The sequence below is a fragment of the Sphingomonas kaistensis genome (assembly GCF_011927725.1).
In the GTDB taxonomy this organism is placed as follows: Bacteria; Pseudomonadota; Alphaproteobacteria; order Sphingomonadales; family Sphingomonadaceae; genus Sphingomicrobium; species Sphingomicrobium kaistense.
The window spans coordinates 674,601-694,601 of sequence record NZ_JAATJC010000001.1; the positions used below are offsets into that span (position 1 = coordinate 674,601).

General features: G+C 66.8%; 23 protein-coding genes. 10 read left to right on the top strand and 13 right to left on the bottom strand.

All coding sequences use genetic code 11. The features are described 5' to 3' along the window. Positions 1-30: 30 nt before the first annotated feature. The 9 genes from GGQ97_RS03240 to GGQ97_RS03280 all read right to left on the bottom strand — a co-directional run bounded on the left by GGQ97_RS03240 (position 31) and on the right by GGQ97_RS03280 (position 5,588). A complete protein-coding gene (locus GGQ97_RS03240; protein WP_342448436.1) occupies positions 31-690 on the bottom strand; it encodes a cell wall hydrolase in 660 nt (219 codons plus the stop codon). Positions 691-876: 186 nt separating this feature from the next. Further along, entirely contained in the window at positions 877-1,203 is a 327-nt protein-coding gene (locus GGQ97_RS03245) for a DUF1491 family protein (RefSeq protein ID WP_168067611.1), read from the bottom strand. Beyond that, complete coding sequence (locus GGQ97_RS03250) at positions 1,200-1,682, bottom strand: PaaI family thioesterase (protein WP_168067612.1); 483 nt, start codon at positions 1,680-1,682, stop codon at positions 1,200-1,202. Before GGQ97_RS03250 ends, GGQ97_RS03245 begins: the two co-directional genes overlap by 4 nt. Next, entirely contained in the window at positions 1,663-2,127 is a 465-nt protein-coding gene (locus GGQ97_RS03255) for a PTS sugar transporter subunit IIA (RefSeq protein ID WP_168067613.1), read from the bottom strand. The genes GGQ97_RS03250 and GGQ97_RS03255 overlap by 20 nt, the downstream gene beginning before the upstream one ends. 65 nt (positions 2,128-2,192) lie before the next feature. Then, on the bottom strand, positions 2,193-2,771 hold the full coding sequence (hpf, locus tag GGQ97_RS03260) for a ribosome hibernation-promoting factor, HPF/YfiA family (protein ID WP_168067614.1): 579 nt from the start codon (positions 2,769-2,771) through the stop codon (positions 2,193-2,195). Between the two features lie 27 nt (positions 2,772-2,798). Then, positions 2,799-3,503 carry a DNA polymerase III subunit epsilon gene (gene dnaQ, locus GGQ97_RS03265; protein ID WP_168067615.1) on the bottom strand — a complete coding sequence of 235 codons (705 nt, stop codon included), beginning with the start codon at positions 3,501-3,503 and terminating at the stop codon, positions 2,799-2,801. Positions 3,504-3,511: 8 nt separating this feature from the next. Continuing rightward, positions 3,512-4,105, bottom strand: a complete 594-nt coding sequence (gene coaE, locus GGQ97_RS03270) for a dephospho-CoA kinase (protein WP_168067616.1) — start codon at positions 4,103-4,105, stop codon at positions 3,512-3,514. Beyond that, positions 4,102-5,007: a shikimate dehydrogenase family protein gene (locus tag GGQ97_RS03275; protein ID WP_168067617.1), complete on the bottom strand. Its 906-nt coding sequence runs from the start codon at positions 5,005-5,007 to the stop codon at positions 4,102-4,104. Before GGQ97_RS03275 ends, coaE begins: the two co-directional genes overlap by 4 nt. Continuing rightward, positions 5,004-5,588 (bottom strand): Maf family protein, encoded by a 585-nt coding sequence (locus GGQ97_RS03280; protein WP_168067618.1) that lies wholly within the window; start codon positions 5,586-5,588, stop codon positions 5,004-5,006. The genes GGQ97_RS03275 and GGQ97_RS03280 overlap by 4 nt, the downstream gene beginning before the upstream one ends. Before the next feature lie 307 nt (positions 5,589-5,895). Between GGQ97_RS03280 and hemE the strand changes: the two genes are divergently transcribed. The 10 genes from hemE (at position 5,896) to GGQ97_RS03330 (ending at position 15,420) form a co-directional block, all read left to right on the top strand. After that, the gene (gene hemE, locus GGQ97_RS03285; RefSeq protein WP_342448437.1) at positions 5,896-6,945 is read left to right on the top strand and encodes a uroporphyrinogen decarboxylase; all 1,050 of its coding nucleotides are present in this window, start codon (positions 5,896-5,898) and stop codon (positions 6,943-6,945) included. Next, entirely contained in the window at positions 6,945-7,400 is a 456-nt protein-coding gene (locus tag GGQ97_RS03290; protein WP_168067620.1) for a CopD family protein, read from the top strand. Before hemE ends, GGQ97_RS03290 begins: the two co-directional genes overlap by 1 nt. Before the next feature lie 3 nt (positions 7,401-7,403). After that, positions 7,404-7,802, top strand: coding sequence for a hypothetical protein (locus GGQ97_RS03295; protein WP_168067621.1), 399 nt, complete (start codon positions 7,404-7,406; stop codon positions 7,800-7,802). 139 nt (positions 7,803-7,941) lie between these two features. After that, the gene (rho, locus tag GGQ97_RS03300; RefSeq protein ID WP_168067622.1) at positions 7,942-9,198 is read left to right on the top strand and encodes a transcription termination factor Rho; all 1,257 of its coding nucleotides are present in this window, start codon (positions 7,942-7,944) and stop codon (positions 9,196-9,198) included. 157 nt (positions 9,199-9,355) lie between these two features. Beyond that, positions 9,356-10,081 (top strand): YjbE family putative metal transport protein, encoded by a 726-nt coding sequence (locus tag GGQ97_RS03305; RefSeq protein ID WP_168067623.1) that lies wholly within the window; start codon positions 9,356-9,358, stop codon positions 10,079-10,081. A gap of 82 nt (positions 10,082-10,163) precedes the next feature. Next, complete coding sequence (gene mnmE / locus GGQ97_RS03310; protein ID WP_168067624.1) at positions 10,164-11,441, top strand: tRNA uridine-5-carboxymethylaminomethyl(34) synthesis GTPase MnmE; 1,278 nt, start codon at positions 10,164-10,166, stop codon at positions 11,439-11,441. 55 nt (positions 11,442-11,496) lie between these two features. Next, positions 11,497-13,179: a tRNA uridine-5-carboxymethylaminomethyl(34) synthesis enzyme MnmG gene (mnmG, locus tag GGQ97_RS03315; protein WP_245197832.1), complete on the top strand. Its 1,683-nt coding sequence runs from the start codon at positions 11,497-11,499 to the stop codon at positions 13,177-13,179. Positions 13,180-13,205: 26 nt separating this feature from the next. Continuing rightward, complete coding sequence (gene rsmG, locus GGQ97_RS03320; protein WP_245197833.1) at positions 13,206-13,763, top strand: 16S rRNA (guanine(527)-N(7))-methyltransferase RsmG; 558 nt, start codon at positions 13,206-13,208, stop codon at positions 13,761-13,763. After that, a complete protein-coding gene (locus tag GGQ97_RS03325) occupies positions 13,760-14,539 on the top strand; it encodes a ParA family protein (RefSeq protein ID WP_168067627.1) in 780 nt (259 codons plus the stop codon). Before rsmG ends, GGQ97_RS03325 begins: the two co-directional genes overlap by 4 nt. Beyond that, positions 14,536-15,420, top strand: coding sequence for a ParB/RepB/Spo0J family partition protein (locus GGQ97_RS03330; RefSeq protein ID WP_168067628.1), 885 nt, complete (start codon positions 14,536-14,538; stop codon positions 15,418-15,420). The genes GGQ97_RS03325 and GGQ97_RS03330 overlap by 4 nt, the downstream gene beginning before the upstream one ends. Positions 15,421-15,429: 9 nt before the next feature. Here the strand turns inward: GGQ97_RS03330 and GGQ97_RS03335 are convergent, their stop codons facing one another. From GGQ97_RS03335 to GGQ97_RS03350, 4 genes are read right to left on the bottom strand one after another with little or no spacing between them, the layout of a single operon-like run. Then, entirely contained in the window at positions 15,430-16,443 is a 1,014-nt protein-coding gene (locus GGQ97_RS03335) for a DNA polymerase III subunit delta (RefSeq protein ID WP_168067629.1), read from the bottom strand. Next, a complete protein-coding gene (gene lptE, locus GGQ97_RS03340) occupies positions 16,440-16,940 on the bottom strand; it encodes an LPS assembly lipoprotein LptE (RefSeq protein WP_168067630.1) in 501 nt (166 codons plus the stop codon). Before lptE ends, GGQ97_RS03335 begins: the two co-directional genes overlap by 4 nt. Beyond that, entirely contained in the window at positions 16,937-19,444 is a 2,508-nt protein-coding gene (gene leuS / locus GGQ97_RS03345; RefSeq protein ID WP_168067631.1) for a leucine--tRNA ligase, read from the bottom strand. The genes lptE and leuS overlap by 4 nt, the downstream gene beginning before the upstream one ends. A 30-nt stretch (positions 19,445-19,474) precedes the next feature. Beyond that, on the bottom strand, positions 19,475-19,906 hold the full coding sequence (locus tag GGQ97_RS03350) for a DUF3576 domain-containing protein (protein ID WP_168067632.1): 432 nt from the start codon (positions 19,904-19,906) through the stop codon (positions 19,475-19,477). Positions 19,907-20,001 lie beyond the last annotated feature (95 nt).

The following is a 20,001-nucleotide window of genomic DNA, read 5'->3' on the forward strand; positions in this document are numbered from 1 at the left end:
CGCGGCGGCAAGCTGCCGCAGTTCAACGGCTTAGCGGTAGAAGACGTGGTTTCCGACCGACGCCACGCGGGTCAGGCGCCAGCCCGGGCTGACCCGGCGGGCGTGGAAGAACAGCGCCTTGCCGACATTGCTGCTGTGCAGGTCGGCCTCGACGATGCGGGCAACCGCCACGGCATTCTTCCACTGCAGGCTGTTCTTGTTGACCGCCGGCCAGCGGCCGCCACGGACGAAGCTGAACTGGCCGCGCTGGGTCAGCACGCCGCAATAGCTGGAGGGGAAGCGGCCGCGGCTTTCGGCGCGGTTGGCGATGACCTGTCCGACGGCAAGCTGGCCGGCGAGCGGCTCGCTCTTGCTCTCGAAATAGACGCCGGCGGCGAGGCACTCGAGCTCACGGCTGCCGGCATCGCTGCGGCGCAGCTTGGCAACGGTTTCGCTGAGGCTGGCGCCGCGGGAAATCGCGATCGGCTCTTCCTGCTCGACGGCGGGAGCGGCGGGTTCTTCGCTGTTGCTCACCACGGCGGGGGCAAGCGGATCGTTGGAAAGGGGAGTGGTGACAAGCGGTTCGTTCATCGTCTGGGCGACCGCGGTAACGGCCCGGTCGGTGGCAGCCGCAGGAAGGACCTGGGCGGGTGCTACGGACGAGGCGCCGAGTGCGGCGGCAGCAAGCGAAAAGACGAAACGACGAACCACTGAGTACCTAACTTTGTGCGGTGGATAGCCGTCCGCGAGTTCGGTCGGGCCGAAACGGCCGCTTCACATCGCCTGGGCTGATCCCCCGTCTCGCGCGGCTCACCAGGCGGATAGAACCGGCCCAGCGAGCACCCCGCTCAAGAACTGTTCCTCGGTTCGTCGCAATCGGCGCGACTTGCAAGGCGCTCAGGTCATTTCAGCGATGAATCGTTCCGCCGACGGGACGTCCAGTTCAATCAGCCACAGATCCGGGTCACGATCGCGGGCCCGCCCGAGCTGCGCTGCCAGCGACTCCGAATCGGCGATTTCCTGCGATTCCCAGCCATAGTCGCCACTGCGCTGGAGCAGCCGCTGAAGGAGGAAGCGGTTCTCGCCGCGCTCCGCCACGACGATCATCAGGCTGCCTCGTTCATCGTCTCCGCGGCGCAGAACAGTCCCGAATCCGCCCGATTCACGGGCTCGCGCCAGGAGTGCAGACACTTCGATCCCCGCTGCCAGCCGCGGATCGCTCATGCCGGCGCATATCCCGCCAGCCCGGCCAGCGCGATGTGCGAGCGCAGGAAAGTCCCGGTGCCGCGGGCGCATTCCTCGCCGCTCGAATCGACGATCCGCGCCTCGGCAACGAACACGCGCCGCCGGCCCGAGATCCAGCGCCCCTCGGCCACCGCCGGGCCTTCGCGCAGCGGCTTGGTGAAATGCAGGTTGAACGCGGTGGTCAGCAGGAAGCGGTCGCTGACCAGGCTGTTGGCGGCGTAGAAGGCCGCATCGTCGAGCATCTTGAAGTACAAGGTTCCATGCGCCGCCCCCGCCGCGTGGAAGCTTGCCGGTTCGACGGTGAAGTCGATCCGCGACCGGCCAGCGTCGGCCAGGGTCAGCGACGAGCGGAACAGCAGGTTGATCGGCGCGGACGCGTATAATTGCTCGAGCGCGCGATAATGCGCGTCCGCTCCGCTCGGTCGGCTCGGCCCGGCGTCAGGCGGCGAAGGGTTCATCGACCCCCATGAGCACCGCGGTCAGGGCATCGCCCGAGCGGGCGCCGCGCAATTTCTCCAGCGTCGGTGCATGGCGCACGACCCGGCTGATCGCTGCCAGCGCCTTGAGATGGTCCGCGCCCGCGTCGGGCGGCGACAGCAACAGGAAGACGAGGTCGACCGGGGTACCGTCGATCGCCTTGTAGTCGATCGGCTCGGCAAGGTGCGCGACAAGGCCATAGATGCGCCGCAGCCCGGCGACCTTGCCATGGGGGATCGCCACCCCGTTGCCAAAGCCGGTGGTTCCGAGCTTTTCCCGTTCGAGCAGCGCCGCGACCAGCTCGGCGACGTCCAGTTGCAGCCGCTGGCCGGCGATCTGGCCAAGCGCCTGGAACAGGGCGCGCTTGTTCGACACCGCCAGCGACGGGCGATTGGAATCGAGGTCGAGAAAAGACGTAAGCTGCATGTCGAAGAGATACTCTGATGTCCCGCTGGAACTGGCGGGCAGATGCCTCAACGCGTGACGCCGGTCTAGCGCTCCCGGGGTTCGACCCAGCCGATGCTTCCGTCGTCCCGGCGATACACCATGTTGTAGGCGCCGCTGGCGCTGTTCTTGAACATCAGTGCGTTGGTGTTGCGCAGGTCGAGCATCATCACCGCGTCCGACACGCTGCTGGTCGGGATGTCGACCCGGGTTTCGGCGATCACCGGCGGGTGCTCGGCGCTCGGCTCCTCCTCGGTCGGGGGTGCCGCGAAGACGGTGTAGGAAGCCGAGGCGTCATAGCCCGGACCGCCCATGCCCTCGGCGCCCTTGCGGTCGCGCAGCCGCGACTTGTAGCGCCGCAGCTGGCGCTCGATCTTGTCGGCCGCGCCATCGAAGGCAAGCTGCGCCGACATCGCCCGGCCATTGGCCTTGAGCACCACGCCATTCACCACCGGCGCCACGATATCGCAGGTGAAGCCGTGGTCGTGCGGGCCCTTGCCGAAGGTCACGTTGGCGGCGGTCGCGCGGGAAAAGTAGCGATCGGTCATGCCCTGAAGGCGATCGGTGACATGGCTCTGGAGCGCCGCTCCGGTCTCGACCTGATGCCCGGAGACCCTGATGTCCATGTCGTCTTCTCCCTTGTCGTTATCTCTTCACGCAACGCCTACGGAGGCCCACAGCGGCTCCTTCATCTTGGCAATGAACTGGGCATGGGCCGCAAGCTCGTCAAGCGAGGGAGCATGCACACGGACGGCACGCACCGGACGCTGGGCACGGGCCAGCGTGGCGGCCGCCTCGTTGATCTGGTCCTCGCGGCGCGCTTCGGCGAGGAGGGACAGGCCGATCTGCCGGCCGCCGGTAAGTTCGACGTAGACCTGCGCCAGCAGCTGCGCGTCGAGCAGTGCGCCGTGCTTGACGCGGGCGGTGCGATCGACCCCGAACCGGCTGCACAGCGCATCGAGGCTGTGCTTGGCGCCGGGATGCTTGGAGCGCGCCAGCACCAGGGTGCAGATCATCCGGCTCAGGCAGACCGGATCGCGGCCGCAATGCTGGAGCTCGTGATTGAGGAATCCGAAGTCGAACCCGGCATTGTGGGCGATCAGCGGCGCGTCACCGATGAAGTCGAGCAATTCCGCGCAGGAGTCCCCGAACAGCGGCTTGTCGGAGAGGAAGATGCTGCTCAGCCCGTGCACCGCTTCGGCTTCGCTCGGCATGGTGCGTTCGGGATTGAAGTAGGCATGATATTCGCGCCCGGTCGGGCAGCGATTGATCAGCTCCACGCAGCCGATCTCGACCATGCGGTCGCCGCCGGCCGGATTGACCCCGGTGGTTTCGGTATCGAAAACGATTTCGCGCATGGATGAAGCTATGCGCCGACGCCCAGTCCCAGTCCAGCGAGGATCGCCTCCACTTGCCGCTCGGTTTCGGCCAGGCTGATCGAAGTGTCGATGACATGGTCGGCCCGGGCCCGCTTGTCGGCATCCGGCATCTGGCGGGCGAGGATGTGATCGAGCTTTTCGGCGGTCATGCCCGGCCGGGCCAGAACGCGCTGGCGCTGTACCTCGGCCGGGGCGGTGACCACGATCACCTGGTCGAACACCGTGTCGCCGCCGGTTTCGAACAACAGGGGAATGTCGAACAACAGCGCTGGGGCGTCGCCGTTCTCGACGATGAAGCGGGTCCGTTCGTGATGCACGGCGGGATGGACGATGGCTTCCAGCGCCGCCAGCTCTTCGGGTTTGCCGAGCACCGCGGCGGCGAGCGCCTCGCGGTCCACCGAACCGTCGCGGGTGGTGCCCGGAAAGCGCTTCTCGATGTTCGGGACCAGCCGCCCGCCCGGCCCCTGCAGCCGCCGCACCGCCGCATCGGCGTCGAACACCGGAATCCCGCGCGCGGCGAACATCTGCGCCACGGTGGACTTGCCCATTCCGATCGACCCGGTGAGCGCGAGTGTCTTCATGCGGTCAGCAACGCGCGGAGTTCGGAATCGTGCTGGCGCGGGGCCGGCCGTCCGTAGAACAGCTCGAACGCGCGCGCGGCCTGGCCGATCAGCATGACTAGCCCGTCCACCGCAATCATCCCCAACCTTCGTGCTTCCTTCAGCAGATCGGTATCGAGCGGATCATAGACCATGTCGATGACCACCGTATTGGCGGGATAGCGATCGAGCCGGATCGGCAGCGGCGGGCAGCCGCGCATGCCGAGGCTGGTCGCATTCACGACGACATGATCGTAGCGCTGATGCTCGCCGCGGTTGGGCTTGCAGTCGGGAAAGGCGGGATCGAATGTGGACGGTGCCGCCATCAGCGCGTCGAGAGGGCTTGCGAAGCCGATTTCCGAGCCTGGCCCGAATTCATCGGAAAGGGCCGCGGCCTTGGCCTCGTCCCGCCCGAAGACGGTGACCTCGGCGCCCTTCAGCTCCGCGAGCGCCGCCCGCGCCGCGCCACCCGTGCCGATCAGGGAGAACAATGTCGCGACATGGCCGGCACACGGCTCCTGCAGTGCCCCACCCGAGCGGAGCGCTTCGCGGAAGCCGTCGACATCGGTGTTATGGGCAAGGAGTTCGCCGCCGCCTGCGGGAACCAGGCAGTTGGTGGCCCTGACCAGCCGCGCTTCCTCGCTGACCCGGGTGGCAAGCGGCAGTGCGGCTTCCTTCAGCGGCATGGTGACGTTGCACCCCCGCCAGAGCGGGTCGCGGCGCCGTTCGGCGAGGAAGGCGGCGAGGTCGCCCCGCTCCACCCGCGTCGCGCGATAGTCGCCGGCAAGCCCCAGTTTCTCCAGCCAAAAGCCGTGGATCAACGGCGACTTGCTATGGCCGACGGGATCACCGATCACCTCGGCATAAGGCACTCCCGACGTCATGACGCCAGCGCTCCCCGTTCGCGCAAGGCGCCGAGCAGCGGCAGCAGCGGCAGGCCGAGGATGGTGAAATGGTCGCCCTCGATCGTCTCGAACAACTGCACCCCCGGCCCCTCGAGCCGGAATACGCCGACGCAATAACTGACCTCGGGCCAGTCCGCGTCGAGATAAGACTGGATGAACGCCTCGCTCAGCGGCCGGACCTGGAGGCGGGCGCGCGCGGCGTGGCGCCACACGGTCTGTCCGCCCTCGACCAGCACCGCCGCGCTGGTCAGCTCCATCACCTTGCCGGAGAAGGAGCGGAGGTGCTCGGCGGCGGTGTCGCGCCCGGCGGGCTTGTCGAAGCGGCGGCCCTCGACGCTGACCAGGCTGTCGCTTCCGATAACCAGCGCACCGGGGTGCCGCGCGGACACCGCTTGGGCCTTGGCTTCGCCGAGCGCTATGGTCAGTGCCGCATCGTCGTCGGCGAAGCCCGCCTTCACCGCCGCCTCGTCCACCCCCGGCGCTTCGGCGCCATAGGCAATGCCGGCATTCGCCAGCAACGTGCCGCGGATCGGCGAGGTCGAGGCCAGGATCAGGGTCACGCCGTCAGTTCCATGTTCGTTCCTGTGGAGAAATCGCCTTCAACCCCTAGCGCGGCTGCGGGGATGGACCAACCGGCCCCGATCCGCACCATCCGGCAAGCCTCCGCCAAGCAATTATCCACGGTGGAAAAGGTCATCCACAGCGCTGTGGATTACGGGAATCAGCGCGGGCGAATCGCCGGTCTTGCGAGACGCGCGGTTTCCGGCCACCTGTTGGCAACCGCGGGAGGGCCACTTATTCCCCATGTTCGGCCCGCCAACAGACTCCATCTACCTTTTTAAGAATCTAAGAGAGAAAGAGATAAGGGTGGCCGACCAGACGTCCGGATCCGCGATCGACAAGCCGCTTCTGGCAGTGCTCCGGGGCGAACGCCGCGACCCGCCGCCGGTCTGGATGATGCGCCAGGCCGGGCGTTACCTGCCCGAATATCGCGCGCTGAGGGCCGAAAAGGGCGGCTTCCTCGACATGGTCTACGATCCCGCCGCCGCGGCCGAGATCACGCTCCAGCCGCTGCGTCGCTATCCGCTCGACGCCGCAATCCTGTTTTCCGACATCCTGATCGTCCCCCATGCCCTGGGGCAGGAGCTGACCTTCGTGGCCGGCGAGGGCCCGCGCCTCGCCCCGCCGCTGGCCCAGGCCGAGATGACGGCCTTCAGCCCGCGTCCTGAGCGCTTCGAGGCGATCTACGAAACCGTCAGGCAGGTGAAGGCCCAACTGGCCCCCCAGACCACCTTTCTGGGCTTTGCAGGGTCGCCCTGGACGGTCGCCACCTACATGGTCGCCGGCGAAGGCAGCCGCGAACAGGCCGACGCCCGCACCCTCGCCTATCTCGACCCCGGCAAGTTCGGCGCGATCATCGCCGCGATCGAGGAAGCCACCGTCACCTACCTCGTCGGCCAGGCCGATGCCGGGGTCGACGCCGTGCAATTGTTCGACAGCTGGTCGGGCAGCCTCGCCCCGGCCGAATTCGAACGCTGGGTGATCGCGCCGACCGCGCGGATCGTGTCGAAGCTTCGGGCGCTGCGTCCCGGCCTCACCATCATCGGTTTCCCCAAGGGCGCCGGCGGCAAGCTTCCGGCCTATGCGCGGGAAACCGGGGTCGATGCGCTCGGCCTCGACGAGACGGTGGATCCGTTGTGGGCCCACGCCAGCCTGCCCGCCGGAATGCCGGTCCAGGGCAATCTCGACCCGCTTGCGCTGATCGCCGGCGGCGAGGCGCTGGAGAAAGCGGTGCGGCGGATCCTGTCGGCGCTGGAAGAGCGTCCCCACGTCTTCAACCTCGGTCACGGAATTCAGCAGACCACGCCGCTGGAACATGTAGAGCAGCTGTTCCGGCTGCTTGGAAAGGGCGCCTGATGCTCGACAGCGCGATCGGCTTCCTCGGCAATGCCTATCCGTGGGTGAAGGCCGCCCACCTCACCTTCGTGGTCTTCTGGATCGCCGGCCTGTTCCTGCTGCCCCGCTTCTACGTCTACCACCATGCGACCGCACCCGGCTCCGCCGAGGATCGCGCCTGGGTCGATCGCGAGCGCCGGACCCGCTCGATCATCCTCGGGCCGGCGTTGGTCATCGTGTGGGTTCTGGGCCTCGCGCTGGCGGTGCACATCGGCGCCTGGAACCAGGGCTGGTTCCACGCCAAGCTGCTGCTGGTGGTGCTGCTGAGCGGCTTCCAGGGCTGGCTCGGCGCCTATGGCCGCAAGCTGGCGCGCGGCGACCGCCCGCTGGAGAACAAGACGCTGCGGATCATGAACGAGATTCCCGGCATCATGACCGCCGTCATCGTCGTCCTGGTGATCGTCAAACCGTTCTGACCGGTGGCGGCGGCGATCGCCCTCGCATCGGCCGTCCTCTGGCTGTTTGCGGCCTATCTGCTGCTGCTCGGATTTACCGCCCTGATCCGACCTGGAGTGGCGCTTCGCTTCCTGTTCGGCTTCGCTCAGACGACGGCCGCCAATACGGCCGAAGGCGTGGCTCGCCTTGCGATCGGGATCGCCTTTCTTATCTTGGACAGGGCGAATGGCTGGAGCCCATGGGGGCTGGCCATCGGCGGCTTCCTCGGGCTTAGCGCCGTCGCTTTGCTTCTCGTGCCCGACTATCACCGGCGACTTGCACCGCGTCTCGTGGCTTTGGTGCAAAATGCGATGCCCTTCGTTGGTCTTGGTAGCCTGTGTCTCAGCTTTCTTCTGGCGTTCGCGCTCGTGCGGGCCGGTTGACTTGAACCCCTCCGAGGCATAACCCGCGCGATATACGGCTGCACCGGCCCGTATTCCCTTGATCGTCGGTGTGACCGCTTCCCCAGCGGATCGTCAGTCCCGCGACTGCCCAAAACCTCCCAATCAGAGCGACTTTTCCATGCATCTCAAGGACCTCAAGCAGAAGACCCCCGCCCAACTCGTCGCGCAGGCGGAAGAGATGGGGATCGAGGGCGCGTCGACGCTGCGCAAGCAGGACCTCCTTTTCTCCATCCTCAAGGTCCGCGCCGAAACCGGCGCCGAGATCATGGGGAGCGGCACCATCGAGGTGCTCAACGACGGCTTCGGCTTCCTCCGCAGCGCCGAGGCGAATTATCTCGCCGGCCCGGACGACATCTACGTGACGCCGCAGCTGGTTCGCCGGTTCGGCCTGCGTACCGGTGACACGGTCGAGGGCGAGATCCGCGCGCCCAAGGACGGCGAGCGTTATTTCGCGCTGAGCCGCATTACCTCGATCAATTTCGACGAGCCCGACGCCGTCCGCCACCGGGTCAATTTCGACAATCTGACGCCGCTCTATCCGGACTCGAAGCTCAAGCTCGACACGCTCGACCCGACCATCAAGGACAAGTCGGCGCGGGTAATCGACATCGTCTCGCCGCTCGGCAAGGGACAGCGCGCGCTGATCGTCGCCCCGCCGCGGACCGGCAAGACCGTCCTGCTGCAGAACATCGCCCGCGCGATCACCGACAATAATCCCGAGGTCTTCCTGATCGTCCTGCTGATCGACGAGCGGCCCGAGGAAGTCACCGACATGCAGCGCAGCGTGAAGGGCGAGGTCGTTTCTTCGACCTTCGACGAGCCCGCGCAGCGTCACGTCCAGGTCGCCGAAATGGTGATCGAAAAGGCCAAGCGCCTGGTCGAGCACAAGAAGGATGTCGTCATCCTGCTCGACTCGATCACCCGCCTTGGCCGCGCCTACAACACCGTGGTGCCAAGCTCGGGCAAGGTGCTGACCGGCGGTGTCGACGCCAATGCCCTGCAGCGTCCCAAGCGCTTCTTCGGTGCCGCCCGCAACATCGAGGAAGGCGGTTCGCTGTCGATCATCGCCACCGCGCTGATCGACACCGGCTCCAAGATGGACGAGGTCATCTTCGAAGAGTTCAAGGGCACCGGTAACAGCGAAATCGTGCTCGACCGCAAGGTCGCCGACAAGCGCATCTTCCCGGCGCTCGACGTCGGCAAGAGCGGCACCCGCAAGGAAGAGCTGCTGGTCCCGCAGAACACGCTCACCAAGATGTGGGTGCTGCGCCGGATCCTGATGCAGATGGGCACCATCGACGCGATGCAGTTCCTGCTCGACAAGATGCGCGACGCCAAGAGCAACGAAGACTTCTTCGCCTCGATGAACCAGTAAGCCGTTCGCGCATTGGGCGCGAGAATCTTCGGTTGCTCGACCCGGTGGCTGTTGCGGCGTCCGGCCGAGCAATCCAGTATCGGCGCGCGATATAGCGGCCTTGCTTGCCTGATCACCGTGGTGATGCAGGCCTGATCAGATCGACGGAGTGACCAGCTTGTTCGAGACTCTTCTTGCCGCGGTGTCCGCCGCTCCTGCAGGCTTCGGCGGACCCGCCGATATTTGGGCGTCGATTGTCAAGGATTTCAGCAACATCACGGAGCCGGCGGCATTCGCCGCCTTCCTGCAGGTGCTGATGATCGACCTCGTGCTGGCCGGGGACAATGCGATCGTGGTCGGCGCGCTGGCAGCCGGCCTGCCGGCGGAGCAGCGCAAGAAGGTCATCCTGATCGGCGTCCTTGCCGCCCTCGTCCTGCGGATCTTCTTCGCCCTGATCGTGACCCAGCTGCTGCAGATCGTGGGTCTTATCCTGATCGGTGGCGTGCTTCTGCTCTGGGTGGCCTGGAAGATGTGGCGCGAGCTTCGTCATACCGGTGAGAGCGGCGGAAGCCCCGAAGTCACCGGTGACGAACATAGCGGACTGCGTCCCGCCAAGAGCTTCGCCGGCGCTGCCTGGGCCGTCGCCGTTGCCGACGTGTCCATGAGCCTCGACAACGTGCTCGCCGTCGCTGGCGCTGCTCGCGATCATCCGGGAATCATGATCGTCGGCCTGATCTTCGCGGTGGCCCTGATGGGTCTCGCCGCAAACGTCATCGCCCGGTACATCGAACGCTATCGCTGGATTGCCTATGTCGGCCTCGCCGTCATCCTCTACGTTGCGTTGAAGATGATCTACGACGGCTGGATCGATCCTCAGGTCGGGCTCGGACGACTGTTCGGCTGAATGCGCGGGGGGCTAGAGACTCAGGCCCCCCTGAACTCCGGCGACTTGCCAGGCTGACCGCACTCGGGGCATCGCTGCCCGGGTGACCAGCGACACCATCTTCGCGCTTTCGAGCGGCGCCCTGCCCGCCGCCATCGCTATCGTGCGGATCAGCGGACCGCGCGCCGAGGAAGCAGCGGTCCGGCTTGCGGGCACCCTCCCGCCGCCGCGCCAGGCCTCCCTGCGCCGCCTGACGAGCGAGGCCGGCGACCTGCTCGACGAGGCTTTGGTGCTGTGCTTTTTCGCGCCGCACACCGCGACCGGCGAGGCGCTGGTCGAACTCCACCTCCACGGGGGGCGCGCGGTGGTTACTCGGGTGCTCCGAGAGCTCGCCGGCATGCCGGGATTGCGCGAAGCGGAGCCGGGCGAATTCACCCGCCGCGCGCTCCTCAACGGCCGTCTCGACCTCACCGAGGCCGAGGGTCTTGCCGATTTGTTGAGTGCCGAAACCGAATGGCAGCGCCGCGCCGCATTGGACAGCGCGGGCGGCGCGATCCGGCGTCAGGTGGAAGCGTGGCGGAGCCGCCTCGTCATCATGTCGGCGCAGGCCGAGGCCGCGATCGACTATGTCGGCGACGAGGACGAAACCGCGCTCGATCTCGATCGCCTGTCGCGGGAAACCGAGGAGCTGCTGTCAGAGTGGCGCGATTGGCTGGACCGGCCACCAGCCGAAATGTTGCAGCAGGGCCTGAAAGTCGTCCTCGCCGGGCCCCCGAATAGTGGGAAGTCCTCGCTCTTCAATGCGTTAGCGGGCGCGGACAAGGCCATCGTCACGCCCATCCCCGGCACGACGCGCGACACGCTGGAAGCGCGGATCGACCTCGACGGCATTCCGCTGACATTGGTCGATACCGCCGGCCTCCGCCCCACCTCCGACGAGGTCGAGCAGATCGGAGTCGAGCGGGCGCTGGATGCGCAAACCGTCGCCGACATTCTGCTTTGGCTCGGCGATCCACAAGAAGCACCGCAGCACCGTTCGCTTCTCTTGATCCATTCGCGGGCGGACGAGCGCGGAAGCGCGCCGCCAGGCAGTGTGCCAGCATCAGTGCGCAGTCGGGATGGCCTCAAAACACTTGAAGCCGCCTTGCGCGCTGCGGCGGCGAAAGCCCTGCCGCCTGTGGATTTGTCGTTGATGAACCGTCGGCAGAGAGGAGCTCTACTGGAAGCCAGCGCTACGTGGAGAAACGATCTTACCGACGACGCTGTCATTGTTGCCGAACGACTTCGCCAAGCCCTTGCAGCGATCGATCGCTTATCGGGAAGAGCTGGCACCGAAGATGTCCTCGACACGCTGTTTGCACGCTTTTGCTTGGGCAAATGATCTGTTCCACGTGAAACAGGTCGCGATTGCGGCCCGCTTCAGCTAGTTGGCCCAGATGTTCGACGTAATTGTCATTGGCGCAGGCCACGCGGGAAGCGAGGCGGCCGCGGCTTCGGCGCGCTCCGGCGCCCGTACCGCGTTGCTGAGCTTCCGCAATGGCGATGCCGGACAGATGAGTTGCAACCCGTCCATCGGCGGCGTTGGCAAAGGCCATCTGGTCCGCGAACTCGATGTCTTTGACGGCTTGATGGCGCGGGCTGCCGACGCGTCGGCAATCCACCGCCGTATGCTCAACCGCAGCAAGGGCCCCGCAGTATGGGGGCCTCGCGTCCAGGCCGACCGGGCCCTGTACCAGGGCGCGATCGAGAGCCTCCTCGGGACCCTCCCGATCGAACGGATCCAGGGCGAGGCTATTGCGCTGCACGTCGAAGCATCCCGCGTCGTGGGCGTGACGCTTGCCGACGGCACCCGCCTTGAAGCCCACGCCATCGTCATTGCGACCGGTACTTTCCTCGACGCCCGCATTTTTGTCGGCGAACAGAGGGAGGCTGCGGGGCGGGCTGGCGAACGAGCAAGCCAGCGGCTGGCCGCGCAGGTGCGTGAACTCGGGCTCGCCGCAAGGCGCTTAAAGACCGGCACCCCTCCCCGCCTCGACGGTCGAACGATCAACTGGGCACGGCTTGAGGAGCAGCCGAGCGATCAGGCGGACTGGGCATTCTCCGCCTATCCCGACCGAAGCCCTTCTCCGCCGCAACTGCGCTGCGCGATCACTCGGACCACGAGTGCGACCCACGACATCATTCGCGGTGCCGAGGAGCGGTCACCGCTTTATTCGGGGATCATCGAGGGACGCGGTCCGCGTTATTGTCCGTCGATCGAAGACAAGGTGCGACGCTTCGGCGATCGCGACGGGCATCAGATTTTCCTTGAGCCAGAAGGGCTCGGCGACCCGCTCGTCTACCCGAACGGCATTTCTACCTCGATGCCGCTCGACGTCCAGCAGGCCTTCGTGCGGTCGATCCCCGGCCTCGAGCGCGCGGCGATCGTGCGCCCGGGTTATGCGGTCGAATATGAGCATGTCGACCCACGCCGGTTGGGAAGTGACCTGCAGACCCGCGACCTGGCTGGCCTGTATCTGGCTGGACAGATCAATGGCACGACCGGCTATGAGGAGGCGGCCGCACAGGGCCTCGTCGCGGGATTGAATGCGGCCCGCTACGCCACCAACCGGGAGCCTGTCTCGTTCGATCGTACGAGCAGCTACATCGGCGTGATGATCGATGACCTGACGCTCCAGGGCGTCACCGAGCCTTACCGGATGATGACCGCCCGCGCCGAATTCCGGCTGCATCTGCGTGCCGACAATGCCGTTTCGCGCCTTGGGGCAGATGCCCTGGCGACCGATGCGCTCTCGCCCGAACGAGCCCGCGCTATCCGGCAGCATCTCGACGATCGTGCGAGGCCGGCATTCGCCGCAACCGAGGAGGGTGCAGCCGACGCGCTTTATGCGCCTTACATTGAGCGCCAGCGACGGGAATGGAGCGCCGTCGACCGCAGCCGGTCGGTACGAATCCCTGGCGGAATCAATTTTCACGATTTGGCCGGCTTGTCGACGGAAATGGCCGAGCGCCTCGAGACTGCTCGCCCTGAGACACTGGATCAGGCCTCGCGCATTCCGGGCATTACCCCGGCCGCCCTCACGGCGCTCTACGTCGGCACACTCCGCTCCGCCGCATGACTGTTTCACGTGAAACAGAGGCGAGATTGCGGGATTATGCGCAACTGTTGCTCGAGGAGAATGAGCGGCAAAACCTCATCAGCAGGGCTAGCGTCGAGACGCTCTGGGACCGACACATCCTGGATTCCCTGCAGTTACTGAACCACGGGGCGTCCGACGATTTGTGGTTGGACGTCGGAAGCGGTCCGGGTCTTCCCGGAATTGTCCTTGCGATCGCGGGCGTGCGCCATATCACGCTGGTCGAGCCGCGGAGGTTGCGCACCGATTTCCTCGCACGCTGCTGCGACACCCTCGGGCTCTCCAACGTCACCATCGTCACCGGTAAGGCCGAGCAGCTTCGCGCTCGATTTGATGTCATCACCGCGCGCGCGGTCGCATCGCTCGACAAGCTATTTGCGATAGGGGTTCCGCTCATGTCTCAAAATGGACGGTGGGTGCTGCCAAAAGGGCGAAGCGCGGAGAAGGAACTGGAAGAGGCCCGCGTCACGTGGCAGGGTGATTTCCGGCTGGTACCCAGCCAGACCGATCCGGACGCGCGCATTCTGGTCGCGCAAGGGGTCCGACGAAGGACGGGACGGGGATGATCAAGGTCGCGATTGCCAATCAAAAGGGTGGGGTCGGCAAGACCACGACCGCCATCAATCTCGCGACCGGACTGGCGGCGATGGGATGGAAGGTCCTGCTGATCGACCTCGACCCGCAGGGAAATGCCTCGACAGGCTTGGGAATTGGCGCGCAGCAACGGCAGCGCTCGTCCTATGAAGTTCTGATCGGAACTGAAACGGTTGAGGCGTCCGTGCTGCCTACGCGCGTGCCCCGGCTCGACCTTCTTCCCGCAACCCAGGATTTGTCGGGCGCGGAGGTCGAGCTGGTCGAACTGGAGCGGCGAACGCACCGCCTTGCCGATGCCCTCGAAGCGGCGCCCCAGCGCTGGGACATTTGCCTGATCGATTGCCCGCCCTCGCTTGGCCTGCTGACCGTCAACGCACTGATTGCCGCGCGCCACCTGATCGTACCCCTGCAGTGCGAGTTCTTCGCGCTCGAAGGGCTGAGTCAGCTTCTGCAGACGGTTGAGCGGATCCGCACCCGCTTCAACCCGGAACTGTCGATCCTCGGCGTCGCGCTGACGATGTTCGATCGCCGCAATCGACTGTCGGCACAGGTGGCAGAAGACGTCAGGGCGTGCCTTGGTTCGGCAGTGTTCGACACGGTGGTGCCGCGCAACGTTCGCTTGTCCGAAGCGCCGAGCCACGGTCTTCCGGCGCTGATCTATGACCTGCGCTGCTCGGGATCGGCGGCGTATGTCGGCCTCGCACGCGAATTGATGGCGCGACTTCCGTCGCTGAAGGAGGCCGCATGAATCAGCAGGCACGGGGTCTCGGCCGAGGCCTTTCCGCACTTCTCGGCGACGTGGCCGTTGCCGCCCCAGCGGGGAGCGCAGAGGGCGTCCGCGAGATCGACATTGCCTCGATCAAGCCCAATCCGCGCCAGCCGCGCCGGGTGTTCGCGGAAGCGCCGCTCGCCGAACTGGCCGAGTCGATCGCTGCGCGCGGCGTTCTTCAGCCGATCCTGGTCCGTCCTGCCGCCCAGGCAGGGCAGTTTGAGATCGTTGCCGGCGAACGACGCTGGCGTGCCGCCCAGCGTGCGCAATTGCATAAGATTCCCGCCATCGTCCGCAGCTTCGACGAAGCCGGGACGGCAGAGGTCGCGCTGATCGAGAACGTGCAACGCGCCGACCTCGGCCCGCTGGAAGAAGCCGACGCCTATGCCGCGCTGGTCGAACGCTTCGGGCACAAGCCCGAAGAGGTCGGCAAGCTCGTCGGGAAAAGCCGCAGCCACGTCTCCAACCTGTTGAGATTGCGGGATCTTCCTGAGAGCGTCAGGGCGCATCTCGAAGCTGGTACACTGACCATGGGCCATGCCCGGGCAATCGCGTCATCGGCCGATGCCGAGCAGCTGGCCGAGCAGATCGTCGCCAAGGGGCTTTCGGTACGCCAGGCCGAGGCGCTTGCCCGCAAGCGTCGTCCCGGTGGCGAAAGCCAGGACAGCCGCGGCGGCGTCCGCCTGTCGTCGGCGGGGCGCGATGCCGACCTGCTCGCGCTCGAGCGTCAGTTGGGCGATCTTCTCGGTCTCAAGGTCACGATCCAGCACAAGAACGGCGCCGGCCAAGTGGCGGTGGCCTTTTCCAGCCTCGATCAGCTCGACCTCATCTGCCAGCGGCTGAGCGGCGAGCCGATCTAGTCGCGGCGCTCAGCGTACGCTGGAGGCTGCTACCCGCGCCAATTGCATCAGGGTTTCGCCGAGTGCCGCCCCGGACGGCACCGGGCGTAGCAGCAGCGCCCGCTCGAGCTTCTGGACGCGGTCGAATGCCTCGGACAGTCTTGGCGCGGTCCAGCGGGGCAGGATGCGGCCGACCATTGGCTTGTCGCGCTGCCAGACCGATTGCGTGACCGATCCGAGCGGCTGCCCCTGTTCCACCCGCGCGCGCAAGGGTGCGAGCATCAGGAGCCTGCGCTGGAGAGCCCGGACGACGGGGATGGCGTCCATCGCGGCCGCTTCCATCAGCGACAGCTCTGTCGCCAGACCGGCGATGTCCCCCGCCAGCGCAAGGTCGCCGGCGCGGCCATATTCCGCCTCGGCCTGGTCGATCCCCAAGGCGTCGACGACGTCCTCACCCAGTTCGACCGGGTGATCGGGCGACGCACCGGCATAAAGGGCGAATTTCTGTAGTTCCAGGCGGGCCAGAATGAGGTCACCGCCCGCCTCCCCCGCGATGCGCTCGGCCAGCGCCGGGCTGACCGTCAGGCCCTCCTTGCGGGCCAGGTCGGCAATCGCGGCCATCTGCTCGCGCGGAGTCTGCTGCTCACTGGCGACATGCAGCGCAGCCTGGCTGCCTTCGGCGAGCTTCAGCAGGCCGCTGGTCTTCTTGAGCGAGCCATTGGTGATCGCCACCGCAGGCGCCTCGAACTGTTCGAGCGCGAGCAGCGCTTCGACCGCGGGAAGGATTTCCTCCCCTGCAGGCTCGATCCACAGCAGGCGTGCGCCGCCGAACATCGGCAGGCTTGCGGCCTCATCGGCCAGCCAGGCGGGATCGGCCTTGAGCTGCGCTGCCGAAGCGCTGACCTTCTCCGCGCCGAGGGCCGCCAGAAGGCGCTGCGCGAACAGCCGGCTGGACGCATTGTCGGCGCCGCTGAAGAGGTAGAAGCGACGGGATGGATCCGGACGGTCCAGGGCCGATCCGGCCTTGTCCCGGGTGAGCCTCACCGCCGGCCTCCTCGCCCGGCATAGAGTCCCAGCCTCGCGACGATCTGGTCGGCGACCACCTGCGCCAATCGTTCGGCGGCGGTCTGTTCGGCGGCGAGAGTGGCAACGTCCGAACTGACCACGTCGATGCCCGCGTCGGAGCCCGCCGTGGCATCCAGCACCACCTGACCGGTAGCATTGTCGACCAGCCGGTAGCGGGCGCGGATCGTGCGCCGCTCGCGGGTCACCGCGGTGTCGCCGCGGATGCCGAAGCTGGTCAGGTCGTCGTCCACCTCGACCTCGAGCCGGTAACGCCGGTCCCCCTGCGCCGGATCGCCGAGGCGGTCTGCAAGTGCCGCGCGCAGCAGCCATCCGACTCGCCCCCCGTCGATCGGCTGCACCGCCACCGACGACAGGAAGGTCGCGGTCGGGCCAGTCGACCCGCCGCTGTAGACCGGCCGTAGGCCGCATCCGGCGGTCAGCGTCGCCGCCGCGAGGAGTAGAGCAAGCCGCTTCACAGGACGATGTTCACGAGGCGGTCGGGAACGACGATCACCTTCCTGGGGGCGCTGTCGCCGAGCAGGGCCGCAACCTTGTCGGCGCCGAGGGCCAGCCCCTGCAGATCGTCACGCGACAGGCCGCGCGGGGCGCTCAGCGTGTGGCGCAGCTTGCCGTTGACCTGTACGGCAATGGTGACCTCCTCGTCGACCAGCAGCGCCGGGTCGTGGGCCGGCCAGGGCTGGTCGACGACGAGGCCTTCACCGCCGAGTGCCACCCAGGCCTCTTCGGCGAGGTGCGGGGCCATCGGGGCGATCAGCACCACGAGCGCGCGGATCGCGGCGCTGCGGTCGGCCGAGGGCGCGGCCTTCTCGATCGCGCTGACCAGTTCGTAGAGCGCGGCGACGGCCTTGTTGAACTGCAGCCCTTCGACCGCTGCGCCGACTGCCGCGATGGCGCGATGAAGCTTGCGGGTGGTTGCGGCGTCGCTGCCGTCGGTCACGGCAGGCGCAACGGCCAGCCGCCACACGCGCTGGACGAAGCGCGAGGCGCCTTCGATGCCGCCGATCGACCATTCGAGGTCGCGCTCGGGCGGCGAATCCGACAGCATGAACCAGCGCACCGCGTCGGCACCGTAGCGCTCGATGATCGCGTCCGGGTCGACGACGTTCTTCTTCGACTTGGACATCTTCTCGACCCGCCCGGCGGTCACCGCCTCGCCGCTGTCGACATGGGTCCAGTCATCGCCGTTGCGCGTGACTTGGTCGGGGCTGAGCCAGCTGCCATCGCCGGCCTTGTAGGTTTCGTGCGTGACCATGCCTTGCGTGAAGAGGCCCTTGAATGGCTCCTTCACCGACAGCTTGCCGATCCGCTCCAGCGCGCGGGTCCAGAAGCGGGCATAGAGCAAGTGCAGGATCGCGTGCTCGACCCCGCCGATATACTGTCCGACCGGCAACCAGGCCTCGGCTTCGGCGCGGTCGAACGGCTTGTCGTCGGGCTGCGAGGCGAAGCGGATGAAATACCAGCTGCTGTCGACGAAGGTGTCGAGCGTGTCGGTCTCGCGTCGCGCCGTCTTGCCGCAGCTTGGGCAATCGACCTTGTTCCACGTGGAATGGCGGTCAAGCGGGTTGCCCGGGACGTCGAAGGTGACGTCGTCGGGCAAGACCACCGGAAGCGCCGTTTTGGGGACCGGCACGGCACCGCAGGCGTCGCAGTGGATGATCGGGATCGGGGTGCCCCAGTAGCGCTGGCGGCTAACCCCCCAGTCACGCAAGCGATATTGGGTCTTGCCCTCGCCCCAGCCGCCGGCCTCGGCGCGGCGAATGATCTCGGCCTTGGCCTCGTCGGTCGCCATTCCGTCGAGGAAGCGGCTGTTAACCGCAACGCCGGGGGCGTTTTCGGCTTCGCTGAGCGGGGCGTCGGCCTGATCCGCCGATGGTGCCACCACGCGGGTGATCGGCAGGCCGTATTTGGTCGCGAATTCGAAGTCGCGTGAGTCGTGGCCCGGCACGCCGTAGAGCGCGCCGGTGCCGTAATCCATCAGCACGAAGTTCGCGATCCACACCGGCAGCTGCCAGTCGGGATCGAGCGGGTGGGTCACGGTGAGGCCAGTGTCGAAGCCGAGCTTTTCCGCGGTCTCGATTTCCGCGGCGGTGGTGCCGCCCTGCTTGGCCAGCGCGATGAAGTCGGCGACGTCCTGCCGCTCGGCGGCCAGCGCCTCGGCGATCGGGTGGCCGGGCGAAATGGCAAGGAAGCTCGCGCCGAAGATGGTGTCCGGGCGGGTGGTGAAGACCTCGATGCTGCCCCCTTCAGGCCGCTCGAAGCGGAATTGCAGGCCGCGGCTCTTGCCGATCCAGTTCTCCTGCATCAGGCGGACCTTGTCCGGCCATTGGTCGAGGCTGCCGAGGCCCTTGAGCAGTTCCTCGGCGAAGTCGGTGATGCGCAGGAACCACTGGTTCAGCTTGCGCCGCTCGACCAGCGCGCCCGAGCGCCAGCCACGGCCGTCGATCACTTGCTCGTTGGCGAGCACGGTCATGTCGACCGGGTCCCAGTTCACCTCCGATTCGCGGCGGAACACGAGGCCGGCTTCGAACAGGTCGAGGAACAGCGCCTGTTCGTGCCCGTAATAGTCGGGCTTGCAGGTGGCGAGCTCGCGGCTCCAGTCGAGCGCGAAGCCGAGCCGCTTCAGCTGCGCCTTCATCTGTTCGATGTTCTGGAGCGTCCAGGAGCCCGGATGGACGCCCTTTTCCATCGCCGCATTTTCGGCCGGCATGCCGAACGCGTCCCACCCCATCGGGTGGAGCACTTCATGGCCCTGCGCGCGGCGGAAGCGCGCCAGGACGTCACCCATGGTGTAGTTGCGGACGTGGCCCATGTGGATGCGTCCGCTGGGATACGGAAACATCTCCAGCACATAGGCCTTGGGCTTGGTGCTGGCGCTGTCGGCGCGGAAGCAGCCTGCCGCCTCCCACCGCTCCTGCCAGCGGGCTTCGCTCGCCGCCGGATCGAAACGGTCGGTGGTCATGCGGGCTCCTTAAGGTTGTAAGATGGGTCCTCAGCCGCCGACGGCGGCGCGGCGGATGTCGCGGGCGCGGGTGAGGATGATGTCCTCGAGCTTCTGGACGGTGGCCGCGGCGACCGGCGCATCGACCCAGCTGCCGTTCTGGCTGACCTGCCGACTGGCGGCGACGCGCAGCGCATCGGCGCGCAGGTCCTGGTCGAGGATCGAAACCGTCAGCTTGACCCGCTCGCCGGGCGAGTTGGGGTTGGCGTACCAGTCGGTCACGATCACGCCGCCATTGCTGTCGGCGGTGATCAGCGGCGCGAAGCTCAGCGTGTCGATGGCGGCGCGCCACAGGTAGCTGTTCACCCCGATGGCGGTGGTGCGCGAGGGCGCCAGTTCGACCGGGATGTCGCGGTTGCGGCTGCAGCCGGCGGTCGCCACCAGGGTGGCCGACAGGAGTAGAGCGGCGAGCGGACGGCGCATGGATGAGCTTCCTGGGTGAAACGGTTAAGAGATCGTCGTTCCGCTCTATAGAAGCTGCACCCTCCCCCGCAACCCGTTCCGCTCCGCATCGGTCT